A 12,341-nucleotide genomic window follows, 5' to 3' on the forward strand; every position below is an offset into this window, starting at 1 on the left:
GAAATTACTTTAAATTTACAGTAGTACTTCCAAGTTTCATATTCTTATGAAAAACATTGATTAAATAGTCTCCTTTTTGGAAAGGTTTATCATCTTCATCTGCAATAATAGCTGTACAAATTTCTAGATTTTCATTATTATAGGTTATAACCTCTTTCTTGCTATAGATTAAAGAAAATTCTCCAAATAAAACTTCTCCCTTATCTGCAACTATATTACCATCTGGGCTAACAATCTGGATAAAAATATCCTTTTGCCCATTTTCAGTCAATGGGTTTTCTGCTAGCAATACACAAACATCGATAGCATTTGCACGTCTTGCTTTGGTTGTAAATCTCTTTTTGGGACCTCTTAATTTATAAGATTTTGCCTTGACATCACTTACTTTAAGTATTGCGGCATTATCAATGACTTTACTTAGAAGATTATTTTTAGCGGTGAGATCATTGATTGTAAAACTCTTTTTCTCAATAGTATAGAGTGCATCTTGGTTTTCCTTTTGAAGTTGCTCATTTGCAATATTCAAAGAATCAATGGTATTTAAAAGTACCTTACTTTTAGATTTTAGAATTATAAGTTGCTCCTTAAACTTAGTGATAATCGATAAATCACTTTTTAATAATCTTAATGAATCTAAGGCATTCTTAGTTTCTAATTTTGCTTCTTGGAGCTGAGAAGCCATAAGATTATAATCTTGGCTTAGTTCGTCATAACTTTCTAACATTTCTGTTAGTTCTTGTTCTATCAAAAACTTTTCTTGCTTTAGGAATTCTTCGTAGGATTTAATGGATTTATAATTTGTAAAGCTATAAATACCTAAAGCGGTTAAAACGACTAATAAAGAACCTATGATTAATCTGTAGTTAAATAATTGAGGGTTAACTATCATAATTAATTGCTAATTTGAGTCAAAATTAGAGCTAATTAAATGACCAATTTATTTTATTCGATTAAGTGGTAAAAAATTTGTTAAACTTGTTCTTTCCAGAAGTCTGTGAAGCATGTAATAATGTTTTAAAAGACAAGGAATCCGTAATCTGTATTTCTTGTAGGCATCAACTACCTGTCACTAATTTTCATTATGAAGATTCAGAGGTCGTAAAAAAAAATCTATATGGCAGAGTGAAATTAGAAAATGCGACATCTCTATTACATTTTTCCAAAAAAGGAATTGTACAACAACTATTGCACAATCTCAAGTATCGAGGCCATGAAAATATTAGTGAATTCTTTGGTAAATGGCTTGGAGCGGAGTTAAGTACTATAAGCGCCTACAATAATATAGATGTTGTTGTACCAGTGCCTTTGTATAAAACAAAACTCAGAAAAAGAGGATTCAACCAAGTGTCCAAATTCGGAATTGAAATTGCCAAAGCATTACAAGCAGACTATAATGACACAGTATTGATTAAAACTAAATCTACTAAAACACAAGTATTTAAAGATAGATTGAAACGTATTGATACAGATAATACTTTATTTGATATTTCGGAGAAAACTTCATTAGAAGGTAAGCATATTTTAATCGTAGATGATATTATTACAACTGGTGCAACAATTGAATCCTGTGCATCTGTTTTGTTAAAAATTGATAATATTAAGTTAAGTCTTGTTACAATGGCAATTGCAGATTAATTTTTTCGTTTCTAACTATTAAAATTGTTTCTTTGTTCTAAATAATTCTTACTGAATGTATTCTTACTTACGGAGATTTTTTATTGGTCTTTTTTTGATTTGCATTTTGATAGGTTGCGCTAATCGCGGTACGCCAACTGGTGGTGATAAGGATACTGAGCCACCTGTTATTTTAAAATCTGAGCCAGAGAATTTTTCAACAAATTTTAAAGGAGATGAAATTAACATCTACTTCGATGAGTATGTTAAAATTAAGGACCTTAGGAAGCAATTGATTATTTCTCCTCCAATGGATACCGATCCTTCTATTACTCCTATGGGAGGCGCAAGTAAATATATCTCTATAAAAATTAAAGATACCCTTGAGGCAAATACAACTTATGCGTTTAATTTTGGTGAGAGTATTGTAGATAATAATGAGGAAAACCCTTATCCATATTACAGATATGTGTTTTCCACCGGAGACACCATAGATTCATTATCGGTTAAAGGATATGTAGAAGATGCTATTGCTGAGGAACCGGATACCTTTGTAACAGTTATGTTGTATGAGGTAGATTCTACTTATACAGACTCTATTGTTTTTAAGGAAAAACCTAGATATATCACAAATACATTAGATAGTTTAACCACTTTTAGCATAGACAATATTAAAGAAGGTAAATACAAACTATTCGCTATTAAGGATAAAAACAGCAATTTTTTATTTGATCAAAAGGATGATAAAATTGCCTTTAAAGAAGGATTTATTGAAGTGCCTACAGATTCAACGTTCGGATTAAAATTATTTAAGGAAGAACCAAATTTCAAGGCATTTAAGCCAAAGCAAGATGGAGACAAAAGGATACTTTTTCCATATGAAGGCGATTATAGAACCATGCAAATTGAACTTTTAGGTGATAAACCTGAAGGATTTGAAACAAGAATAACTAAGGATAAACAAACAGATAGCCTTTATTATTGGTACAATCCAAAATTCGAAGTAGATACAGTAAATTTTATTGTTAGAAATGAGAAATCCATTGATACTTTTAAACATAGGTTTAGAGCTATGGAAGATGACTCTTTAAAAATTAAAGCATTGGTTTCTGGAACTATTAATTTTGATCAGGATTTTAGTCTCGAAGGAAATATCCCAATAACAAAATTAGACAAATCAAAAATCAGTCTCATAAACAAGGATTCTGTTTTTATTGATTTTCAAGTTGAATACGACTCTATTTATAATAAATACACTTTTCCGGTAGAAAAAGAAGAAGGCCAGAGTTACGTTTTTACGATGTTGCCAGAAACATTTGAAGGCTTTTATGGAGGTGTTATTAAGGATACACTTAATTATTCATTCAGAACAAAAATGAAATCTGAATACGGGAACTTAAGGGTTCAATTAAGAAACGCAAAGTTTCCTCTTATTGTACAGTTGGTCAATGATACAGGTATTGTAATTTATGAGCGCTATACTACTGAGAATCCTGTGGTAGACTTCACTGATATTGCACCGCGCAAATATGCCTTAAGGGTTATATACGACACCAATGAAAATGGTAAGTATGATACTGGGAATTATTTACTGGGAATACAACCTGAAAGGGTGAGCTATGCACCTTCTGCAAATGTGGAAGAGGTTAGAGCAAGTTTTGATTTTATTATTGAATTTACACTTTTAGATTAAACTCATCCCTGTCATTCAAAAAGTTAAGTTTATTCCTGTATTTACCAATCATTGATTTTTCTAGAGATACAATCTCAACCTTGTCTTCATTTTCCTTTATACTATCTACGCGGTGACCCAAAACATCATATACACCAGAATGACCTGGATATTCATAATTAAGTCCATCTAGGCCAACTCTATTAACACCAATACAATAACTCATGTTCTCTATGGCTCTTGCTTTTAGTAATGCATCCCACGCATTAATTCTAGGTTTTGGCCAGTTGGCAACGTATAACAATAAATCATAATCCTCGGAATTTCTTGCCCAAACGGGAAAACGCAGATCGTAACAAATAAGGGGACAAATTTTCCAACCTAAATAACTAAAGATTACTTTTTCAGTACCGGCTGTGTATACTTCGTGCTCTCCTGCAAGTGTGAATGTGTGCCTTTTATCATATTTAATAAGTTTACCAGACGGTTGGGCACATATTAAACGATTGTAGTGGTTGTTGTTTTCGTAAATAACTAAACTCCCTATTATAGCAGTTTCTTTATTTTTTGAAATGTTTTTTAGCCAGTTTATAGTTTCACCTTGCATAGTTTCAGCCACCTTAAGAGCATTCATTGTAAAGCCAGTAGTAAACATCTCCGGGAGCACTATTATATCAACATTATCTGATATAGAATTAATTTTCTCTGTAAACTTTTTTCGATTTTCTTCAGGGTCTTCCCAAACCAAATGAGATTGAATAATTGCTATTTTCAGAGTGTTTTGCATAGTTACTTTTTGCTATAGGACTTGTTAACTTTTGTTTCTAATTTATCAATTTTATTTAACCACTTACGGTCGTCAATTGTAGATAATTTAACTTTCTTTTTAATTTTTTATATTTTTTTGAGATTCTTTTTATGTCTTTTTTGGCATTTCCTCTAAATTTTACTGAGAATTTCTGCTGCCTTAATCAAAGTTTCCTCAGTTTTGGCAAAGCAAAAACGAAGAACTTTATCATCCTTGTTGTCATTATTGAAAACGGACAAGGGTATAGAAGCTATTTTATAATCTATGGTTAATTGTTTTGCGAAATCTACGTCGTATTCATCAGTGATTTCAGAATAATCTAAAACCTGAAAATAGGTGCCTTGTGAAGGACTAAATTTAAATCGAGATTCAGAAATCAAATTAAGAAACAAATCACGTTTACGCTGAAAAAATTCTGAAAGACCATTATATGTCTCTGGGTCTTGCATAAAATCGGCAATTCCTTTTTGTGCAGGATGATTAACTGAAAACACATTAAACTGATGTACTTTTCTAAATTCTTCCATTAATGATTTTGGTGCACAACAGTACCCAATTTTCCATCCTGTATTATGAAATGTTTTTCCAAAAGAGGCTGTTATAAAAGAGCGTTGTTTTAAATCATTAAATAAACAAACACTGTAATGTTTAGCATCATCAAAAACAATATGTTCATAGACCTCATCACTTAGTACAATTATATTGGTATTTTGAGTCACTTTTTGAAGTTGTAATAAATCTTCTTTAGACCAAATGGTACCTGTAGGGTTATGAGGTGTATTAATTAGTATCATTTTTGTTTTAGAAGTAATCTTTGATGATACTTCTTCCCAATTAATTTTATAATTAGGTACTGATAACTGAATAGATATAGGTGTTCCTCCATTGATTTTAACTGCAGGTTCATAACAATCGTATGCAGGTTTAAAAATTATGACCTCATCATCCCTGTGTATAAAGGCTGAGATTATTGTGTAGATGGCTTGTGTAGCACCAGCTGTTACGGTTATTTCATTCTCTGGATGATAGGTTTTATTGTATAGCAATTCATACTTATGCGCAATAGCTAATCTTAAATCTAAATTACCAGCCATTGGTGCATATTGGTTGTAACCATTATTCATGGCATTGTTAACAAGATCGTTTAATTTCTGTGAACTAGGATAGTTGGGAAAACCTTGAGATAAATTAATAGCGTTATGCTCATTAGCCAAGGCACTCATTACTGTGAAAATTGTTGTGCCAACCTTTGGTAACTTAGAGTTTATGTCCATATTTTGAATTTGTTATGTGCATTAAAAACATTGCTGATTCATGTTTTAAGATTGTCTTTTATTTCGTGTACCCAAAATCTAAAGATGGTATATTCCATATTTTGCAACTGCTGGTTTACTTCTTTATCACGTTGCATATTACGTTCAATCTTGGGAATCCAAAATCTAGGATTGGTTTTTAACTTGGGTTTTCTCTCATTCCAATTGTAAACATGCCAGTATTCTCCATCAATAAAAATTGCAAGTTTGTATTTTTTTATAATTACCTCTGGTTTGCCAGGTAGTTGTTTATTGTTAACTCTATAACGAATTCCTCTTTTCCACAGAGCTTTTCTGAAAATTAATTCTGGTTTGGTATTCTTGCTATGTATTTTGCTCATCATTTTAGAGCGCTTCCTTGTGGTATAGAAGCCTTCTTCTTCACTAAATCTCGGGACTTTTATTTTGTCGTTTGAATAGATCATTTTCAGACTCAAAATAAAAAAACCCTTTCAGAAATGAAAGGGCCTTTTAATATATTTAATACTGTAATTATATAATAAAAATAATTAGTATCTATAGTGTTCTGGCTTATATGGTCCTTCAACCGTAACACCAATATAATCTGCTTGGTAGCCCTTAAGCTCAGTTAATTCAACACCAATTTTTTCTAAGTGCAACTTCGCGACCTTTTCATCTAGGTGCTTAGGTAACATGTACACCTTGTTTTCGTAGTTTCCAGAATTGTTCCAAAGTTCAATCTGTGCTAATGTTTGGTTTGTAAAAGAGTTACTCATTACAAAACTTGGATGACCTGTAGCACAACCTAAGTTTACCAATCTACCTTCTGCTAAGATAATGACATCCTTACCATCTATAGTATACTTATCAACTTGAGGTTTAATGGTGTTTTTGGTATCACCATAATTTTCGTTTAACCAAGCCATTTGTATTTCATTGTCAAAATGACCAATATTACAAACTATGGTTTTGTCTTTCATGGCCTTAAAATGCTCTGCTCTTACAATGTCCTTATTACCTGTAGTAGTAATTACAATATCAGAATTAGAAACAACAGTTTCCAAACGTTTTACCTCAAATCCGTCCATTGCTGCTTGCAAAGCACAAATTGGATCTATTTCAGTAACAGTAACAATACTTCCAGCACCTTTAAAAGAAGCTGCAGTTCCTTTACCAACGTCACCATAACCACAAACAGTTACACGTTTACCAGCTAGCATAGTATCTGTAGCACGGCGTATAGCATCTACAGCAGACTCTTTACAACCGTATTTATTATCAAACTTAGATTTGGTTACAGAATCATTAACATTAATTGCTGGCATTGATAATGTTCCGTTCTTAACACGCTCATATAATCTGTGAACACCAGTAGTTGTTTCTTCAGAAAGGCCTTTGATTCCTGATGTTAATTCAGGATATTTATCTAAGACCATATTAGTCAAATCGCCACCATCGTCTAAAATCATGTTTAATGGCTCTCTGTCTTCACCAAAAAATAAGGTTTGTTCTATACACCAGTCAAACTCTTCCTCAGTCATATTTTTCCAAGCATAAACAGCAGTACCAGCCTCAGCTATGGCCGCCGCAGCCTGATCTTGAGTGGAGAATATATTACAAGAGCTCCAAGTAACTTCTGCACCAAGTGCTTGTAAAGTTTCAATTAATACGGCAGTCTGAATAGTCATATGCAAACAGCCTGCAATACGCGCACCTTTAAGTGGTTGTTCATCTTTATATTCTTCACGAAGACTCATTAGACCTGGCATTTCTGCTTCTGCTAATTCAATCTCTTTTCTTCCCCAAGAAGCAAGAGACATATCCTTTACTTTGTAAGGGACGTAAGCAATTTTTGTACTCATTTTATATTTCATTTTTTAAATAACTACCTTTGGGATTATCATGTAATTGGTTAAATTCGTTCTTCATTACAAGCCAAATCTGATTAAGGCTGTGCAAAGATAAACATTACCATTTAGAATATTAAATGCCACTTTATAAATCCATTGATGTAAACTCACAAACTACTGTTAAAATATGGAAGATTGAGGAGTCTTATAATGAACTATTGAAGCCTTTGGATTTAAAACCAAATAGTTTAGAACGCGTTTTGGGTATGAAAAGTGAATTACATCAACGCGGATTTCTAAGTGTAAGACACCTGCTTAGAGAATTTGGATATACAGATCAGGATTTGTTTTATGATGAACATGGTAAACCCCATCTTAAGGATGGGAAATGTATTTCAATTACACATTCATTTATATTTTCGGGTGTGATAGTAAGTGATAAGGAAGTTGGTATAGACATTGAAAAGCAACGTGAAAAAATTTCAATCATTGCAAAAAAGTTCGTGGATTATGAATTTAATTATCTAGAGACTCATGCTGAAGATTATATAAATAAATTAACCGTTATTTGGGGCATTAAAGAGTCGTTATATAAACTTTTTGCAACCCCTGGAATGCTATTTAAAGATCATTTTTTAGTTATTCCATTTATGATTAATGATGGCAATACAGTAGCTTGGATAGATTATAATAATAAAAAGTACAGATACAATACTGCTTTTTTAGAGTTTGAAGGTTTTACCTGTGCCTATGTGGTACCATAATGAAGAATGTATATAAAGATATTATTATTAACTCACAGATTGCAAAAACGCAATTGGCCGTTTTAATTGATCCTGATAAAATGGAGATAAAGAATATTTCTTCATTTATAGGTAAAGTCAATAGATCCATTGCTACTCATATTTTTGTTGGTGGAAGTGAAGTGGATACTAATATTGATGAACAGATTTTGGAAATTAAATCCCATACAAAATTGCCCGTAATATTATTCCCTGGAGATACGAATCAAATTTCTCCTGAGGCAGATGGAATTCTGTTTTTATCATTAATATCTGGGAGAAACCCAGATTATTTAATAGGAAAGCATGTTGAGGCTGTACCTAAATTATCAACTACCAACTTAGAAATCCTACCGACTGGTTATTTACTTGTTGAAAATGGTAAGAAAACCTCAGTAGAGAAAGTTAGTAAGACCACGCCAATGCTAAGGGCTGATATCAACCTTATAAGAGATACTGCGAAAGCAGGAGAATTATTGGGTATGAAACTTATTTATTTAGAAGCAGGGAGTGGAGCAATACAGCCCATTGATTCTGATATAATTTCTAAAGTAAAAGGATCATTAAATATTCCTTTGATTATAGGAGGTGGTATTAAAACAAAACAAGACCTTAATAACGCATATGGTGCAGGAGCAGATATTGTGGTGGTTGGTACAGCATTTGAAGAGGACGAATCCTTTTTAGAGGATTTGTTAAAGCCAGAATTTAAAATAACTGCCAATTAATAAATTCAATGAAAATATCCGTAGAGCTTACTCTAACGCCATTAAAAGATGATTACGAATCTCATATTATCGAATTTATCAAAGAATTAAGAAAATCTGAATTTAAAGTTCTTGAAAATCCATTAAGCACACAAATTTATGGAGACTATGATGCTCTAATGACTTTTTTAACTAGAACCATCAAACAATCTTTTCTAGATATAGATATTGCCGTATTAAACATGAAAGTTGTAAAGACAGACCGAAGCGATTATGAACCAGATTTTTGATTTCTTTTTTGGTCAGTATTCGGACTATCAAACTATGGATATTGTATTAGAGATAGTTGCCGTAGTCTTTGGGTTTCTATCCGTATGGTTTTCCAAGCAAAACAATATTTTAGTATTTCCAACAGGTATGATAAGTACCGCGATTTTTGTGTATTTACTGTTTAAATGGGAATTGCTTGGCGATATGATGATCAACGGGTACTATTTTGCTATGAGTGTTTATGGTTGGTATATATGGACTCGAAAAGTCGATGCAACACATGTTACACCAATATCTACTACTACCCAAAAGGAAAAACAAATTAGTATTGGCATTTTTATTGCAACCTTGTTTTTTGTTTTTGTTGTATACAAGTCTTTTGATAAATGGACAAGTTGGGTTGCATATGTAGATACATTGACTACTGCCATATTTTTTGTTGGTATGTGGCTTATGGCAAGACGCAAAATAGAAAACTGGATATTTTGGATAATAGGAGATGTCATATCTGTACCTTTGTATCTATATAAAGGATTTACTTTTACTAGTTTTCAGTATTTAGGATTTACAATTATTGCCATTTATGGCTATTTAGCATGGAAGAAGCACTTAAACAACAACCTTCAAATTGTATAAAAGTAGTATTATTTGGGCCCGAATCCACTGGAAAAACTACACTTTCAAGACAGCTAGCAAGGCACTACAACTCTGTTTGGGTGCCTGAGTATGCAAGAGAATATCTTCAGAATAAATGGAATAATGAACGCAAAACTTGCGAGCCAAAAGATCTATTGCCAATAGCGATTGGACAGATGAAACTTGAAAATGAACTGGCACAAAAAACAGAAACCATATTGACTTGTGATACGGACTTACTTGAGACTAAAGTTTATAGCGAGGCCTATTACTCAGGTACTTGTGACCCGATTTTAGAGACCAATGCTCTAAAAAATTCATACGACCTTTATTTTTTAACTTATATTGACACCCCTTGGGAAGCAGATGACCTTAGAGATAAACCCAATGAAAGAGAACGCATGTTTAAGGCATTTGAAGAAACACTTATTAAGTACAACAAACCATATGTTTTACTTAAGGGAAATAAGCAAGAACGTTTAAAATCAGCTATTAAACATATAGATAACCTACTAAAGAATTCAAAATGAGTTTTACAGAATCCGATATTAACCAAATCGAAGAAAAAGGATTAACAATAGAACAAGTACAATCACAAATCAACTTGTTTAAAACAGGAATTCCTTTTACCCAAATTGTTGAAGCCGCAACAATAGATAATGGAATCATTAAGTTAAATGATCATACGATCAAAACACATATCTATAAGTTCGATTCTAATAGAGAGAATTTATCCCTTATCAAATTTGTGCCAGCGTCTGGAGCTGCAACTAGAATGTTTAAGTTTCTTTTTAAATTTTTAAAAGAATATGATTCTGAAAAGGAATCCTTGAATGCATTTATAAATAAGAATAAATTGAAGGACTTTTCATTGTTCAGAGTTGGTCTTGAACAATTTCCATTTTATAAAATGGTTATGGATAGAATTGAATCTAGTGAAGTAGACTATCCTTCATTATCATCTGGTGAAAAAGCACGTCATTTTGTAAATACAATGTTGCACGAGAACCACTTAAATTTTGGTAATTCTCCAAAAGGCTTATTGCCATTTCATCAATATAAAAACAATCATATATCAACAGCTTTTGAAGAGCATTTGTATGAAGGTGCTTTATATGCATCTGACAAAAATGAGGCTAGATTGCACTTTACGATTTCAGAAAAATATAAAGACAGATTCGATGAGGAATTCAAAAATATTGAAGAATACGTTGAGAAAATAACAGGTATTACATTTCATATTTCCTTTTCATACCAGCAAGAATCAACAGATACCATTGCTGTAACATTAGATGATAAACCATTTAGGGAAGATGATGGCACACTATTATTTAGACCATCTGGTCATGGTGCCCTTCTTAAAAACCTTGATACACTAGATGCAGACATAATATTTGTAAAAAACATAGATAATGTTGTTGTTAAACAATACAAAGAAGAAGTAGCAAAGTACAAAAAGGTTTTAGCAGGTATTTTACTAGATGTCCAGGAAAAGGCCTATAAATATCTGAAGGACTTAGAGGCCAATGAAATTAGTGAAGATTATCTTACAACCATTGCAGAATTTCTAACAAGACAACTTAACGTTAGAATTTCAGAGGAGTTTGAAAAGTATTCTGAAAAATATAAAATTGAATATTTAAGAGAAAAATTAAACCGTCCTGTAAGGGTTTGTGGTATGGTAAAAAATGAAGGAGAACCAGGAGGAGGACCATTTTGGGTTAAGGATCAAAACTCTAATATCTCATTGCAAATTGTTGAATCTGCTCAGATAAATCAAAAGAACAAAGAGCAAAAAAATATACTTAAGAATGCTACCCATTTTAATCCAGTAGATCTTGTATGTGGTGTTAGAAACTACAGAGGCGAAAAGTTTAATCTTGAAGATTTTGTAGATCATAAGGCTGCTTTTATTACCATGAAAACAAAGGTTGGTAAAGATTTAAAAGCATTAGAACTACCAGGCCTATGGAACGGTAGTATGGCCTTTTGGAACACGATTTTTGTTGAAGTACCAATTATAACCTTTAATCCGGTTAAAACGGTAAACGACCTACTCAAAGACATGCATCAAATTAACTAATTGTGGATGCGGAAAATTTAATTTCTGAGTTAACATTTAAGGCTGTTCGAAGCTCAGGCAGTGGAGGGCAACATGTTAATAAAGTCGCAACAAAGGTTGTTCTTAGTTTTGATATTTTAAATTCTAGCCATTTAAGCGAAGACGAAAAAATTAAACTTCTTTCCTTTCTAAGTAATAGAATAAATAAGTCAGGTATTTTAGTTTTAAGTTCAGGCCAAAACAGAAGTCAATTAAAAAATAAAATAGATGTTACTAAAAGATTTTTAAACCTAATTGAGCTTGGTTTAAAACAAGAAAAAGAAAGAAAACAAACTAAGATTCCCAAATCCGCAAAGCGTAAAAGACTAGAAATTAAACGAAAAATTTCTGAAAAGAAGGCTAATAGGAAACCACCTAAATTAGACTAGTAATTAATTTAAATTAATTAGTTTTCAAATATCATTTGTTAGTATATTTGCAGCGTTCTCAAAAAGGGGTGCCAATAAGTGGCTGAGATCATACCCATTGAACCTGAGCAGGTAATGCTGCTAAGGAATTTCAAGGATTTAAGTATTTAATAAATCCAAAATTAAAAATTACAAATAAAGAATAATTACCTCTTTTTATTCGATTATAATTTATAGTCGTATGAAAAATTTATTCAAA

General features: G+C 32.0%; 14 protein-coding genes and 1 riboswitch. Of the genes, 9 read left to right on the forward strand and 5 right to left on the reverse strand.

Annotated elements, in window-relative coordinates:
* Window positions 1-4 precede the first annotated feature (4 nt).
* On the reverse strand, window positions 5-889 hold the full coding sequence (locus DUZ96_RS11515) for a hypothetical protein (RefSeq protein WP_114302085.1): 885 nt from the start codon (window positions 887-889) through the stop codon (window positions 5-7).
* Between the two features lie 77 nt (window positions 890-966).
* On the opposite strand from DUZ96_RS11515, the gene DUZ96_RS11520 reads away from it, so the two are divergent.
* Window positions 967-1,635: a phosphoribosyltransferase family protein gene (locus tag DUZ96_RS11520; RefSeq protein ID WP_309484653.1), complete on the forward strand. Its 669-nt coding sequence runs from the start codon at window positions 967-969 to the stop codon at window positions 1,633-1,635.
* Window positions 1,636-1,741: 106 nt separating this feature from the next.
* Complete coding sequence (locus tag DUZ96_RS11525) at window positions 1,742-3,307, forward strand: Ig-like domain-containing protein (protein WP_309484654.1); 1,566 nt, start codon at window positions 1,742-1,744, stop codon at window positions 3,305-3,307.
* Here the strand turns inward: DUZ96_RS11525 and DUZ96_RS11530 are convergent.
* The 4 genes from DUZ96_RS11530 to ahcY form a co-directional block, all read right to left on the reverse strand.
* On the reverse strand, window positions 3,291-4,073 hold the full coding sequence (locus DUZ96_RS11530; RefSeq protein ID WP_114302087.1) for an amidohydrolase: 783 nt from the start codon (window positions 4,071-4,073) through the stop codon (window positions 3,291-3,293). The two genes, DUZ96_RS11525 and DUZ96_RS11530, sit on opposite strands and share 17 nt — an antisense overlap.
* Window positions 4,074-4,225: 152 nt before the next feature.
* Complete coding sequence (locus DUZ96_RS11535) at window positions 4,226-5,368, reverse strand: methionine aminotransferase (RefSeq protein ID WP_114302088.1); 1,143 nt, start codon at window positions 5,366-5,368, stop codon at window positions 4,226-4,228.
* Window positions 5,369-5,406: 38 nt separating this feature from the next.
* Complete coding sequence (locus tag DUZ96_RS11540; protein WP_114302089.1) at window positions 5,407-5,832, reverse strand: very short patch repair endonuclease; 426 nt, start codon at window positions 5,830-5,832, stop codon at window positions 5,407-5,409.
* 84 nt (window positions 5,833-5,916) lie between these two features.
* A complete protein-coding gene (gene ahcY, locus DUZ96_RS11545; protein ID WP_114302352.1) occupies window positions 5,917-7,230 on the reverse strand; it encodes an adenosylhomocysteinase in 1,314 nt (437 codons plus the stop codon).
* A 125-nt stretch (window positions 7,231-7,355) separates the two neighbouring features.
* Between ahcY and DUZ96_RS11550 the strand changes: the two genes are divergently transcribed.
* Genes DUZ96_RS11550 through arfB form a run of 7 tightly spaced genes read left to right on the forward strand, consistent with a single transcriptional unit; the run spans window position 7,356 to window position 12,103 of the window.
* On the forward strand, window positions 7,356-7,982 hold the full coding sequence (locus DUZ96_RS11550) for a 4'-phosphopantetheinyl transferase superfamily protein (RefSeq protein ID WP_114302090.1): 627 nt from the start codon (window positions 7,356-7,358) through the stop codon (window positions 7,980-7,982).
* Window positions 7,982-8,728 (forward strand): geranylgeranylglyceryl/heptaprenylglyceryl phosphate synthase, encoded by a 747-nt coding sequence (locus tag DUZ96_RS11555; RefSeq protein WP_114302091.1) that lies wholly within the window; start codon window positions 7,982-7,984, stop codon window positions 8,726-8,728. Before DUZ96_RS11550 ends, DUZ96_RS11555 begins: the two co-directional genes overlap by 1 nt.
* A gap of 8 nt (window positions 8,729-8,736) precedes the next feature.
* Window positions 8,737-8,997: a hypothetical protein gene (locus DUZ96_RS11560; RefSeq protein WP_114302092.1), complete on the forward strand. Its 261-nt coding sequence runs from the start codon at window positions 8,737-8,739 to the stop codon at window positions 8,995-8,997.
* Window positions 8,981-9,613: a nicotinamide riboside transporter PnuC gene (gene pnuC, locus DUZ96_RS11565; RefSeq protein ID WP_114302093.1), complete on the forward strand. Its 633-nt coding sequence runs from the start codon at window positions 8,981-8,983 to the stop codon at window positions 9,611-9,613. The genes DUZ96_RS11560 and pnuC overlap by 17 nt, the downstream gene beginning before the upstream one ends.
* Entirely contained in the window at window positions 9,574-10,143 is a 570-nt protein-coding gene (locus tag DUZ96_RS11570; protein WP_114302094.1) for an AAA family ATPase, read from the forward strand. The genes pnuC and DUZ96_RS11570 overlap by 40 nt, the downstream gene beginning before the upstream one ends.
* A complete protein-coding gene (locus DUZ96_RS11575; RefSeq protein ID WP_114302095.1) occupies window positions 10,140-11,696 on the forward strand; it encodes a DUF4301 family protein in 1,557 nt (518 codons plus the stop codon). Before DUZ96_RS11570 ends, DUZ96_RS11575 begins: the two co-directional genes overlap by 4 nt.
* Window positions 11,697-11,698: 2 nt before the next feature.
* Window positions 11,699-12,103: an alternative ribosome rescue aminoacyl-tRNA hydrolase ArfB gene (arfB, locus tag DUZ96_RS11580; RefSeq protein ID WP_114302096.1), complete on the forward strand. Its 405-nt coding sequence runs from the start codon at window positions 11,699-11,701 to the stop codon at window positions 12,101-12,103.
* Window positions 12,104-12,157: 54 nt separating this feature from the next.
* Window positions 12,158-12,248: riboswitch (TPP riboswitch) on the forward strand.
* Window positions 12,249-12,341: the final 93 nt, after the last annotated feature.

Origin of the sequence: Winogradskyella sp. KYW1333 (assembly GCF_003335675.1) — a bacterium.
Taxonomy (GTDB): Bacteria; Bacteroidota; Bacteroidia; order Flavobacteriales; family Flavobacteriaceae; genus Winogradskyella.

Bases quoted from the DNA above. Each gene is read 5' to 3' on its own strand.
- DUZ96_RS11515 (WP_114302085.1), bottom strand. From the start codon at position 889: ATGATAGTTAACCCTCAATTATTTAACTACAGATTAATCATAGGTTCT.
- DUZ96_RS11530 (WP_114302087.1), bottom strand. From the start codon at position 4,073: ATGCAAAACACTCTGAAAATAGCAATTATTCAATCTCATTTGGTTTGG.
- DUZ96_RS11555 (WP_114302091.1), top strand. From the start codon at position 7,982: ATGAAGAATGTATATAAAGATATTATTATTAACTCACAGATTGCAAAA.
- DUZ96_RS11550 (WP_114302090.1), top strand. From the start codon at position 7,356: ATGCCACTTTATAAATCCATTGATGTAAACTCACAAACTACTGTTAAA.
- DUZ96_RS11575 (WP_114302095.1), top strand. From the start codon at position 10,140: ATGAGTTTTACAGAATCCGATATTAACCAAATCGAAGAAAAAGGATTA.
- ahcY (WP_114302352.1), bottom strand. From the start codon at position 7,230: ATGAGTACAAAAATTGCTTACGTCCCTTACAAAGTAAAGGATATGTCT.
- DUZ96_RS11540 (WP_114302089.1), bottom strand. From the start codon at position 5,832: ATGATCTATTCAAACGACAAAATAAAAGTCCCGAGATTTAGTGAAGAA.
- DUZ96_RS11535 (WP_114302088.1), bottom strand. From the start codon at position 5,368: ATGGACATAAACTCTAAGTTACCAAAGGTTGGCACAACAATTTTCACA.
- pnuC (WP_114302093.1), top strand. From the start codon at position 8,981: ATGAACCAGATTTTTGATTTCTTTTTTGGTCAGTATTCGGACTATCAA.
- DUZ96_RS11570 (WP_114302094.1), top strand. From the start codon at position 9,574: ATGGAAGAAGCACTTAAACAACAACCTTCAAATTGTATAAAAGTAGTA.
- DUZ96_RS11560 (WP_114302092.1), top strand. From the start codon at position 8,737: ATGAAAATATCCGTAGAGCTTACTCTAACGCCATTAAAAGATGATTAC.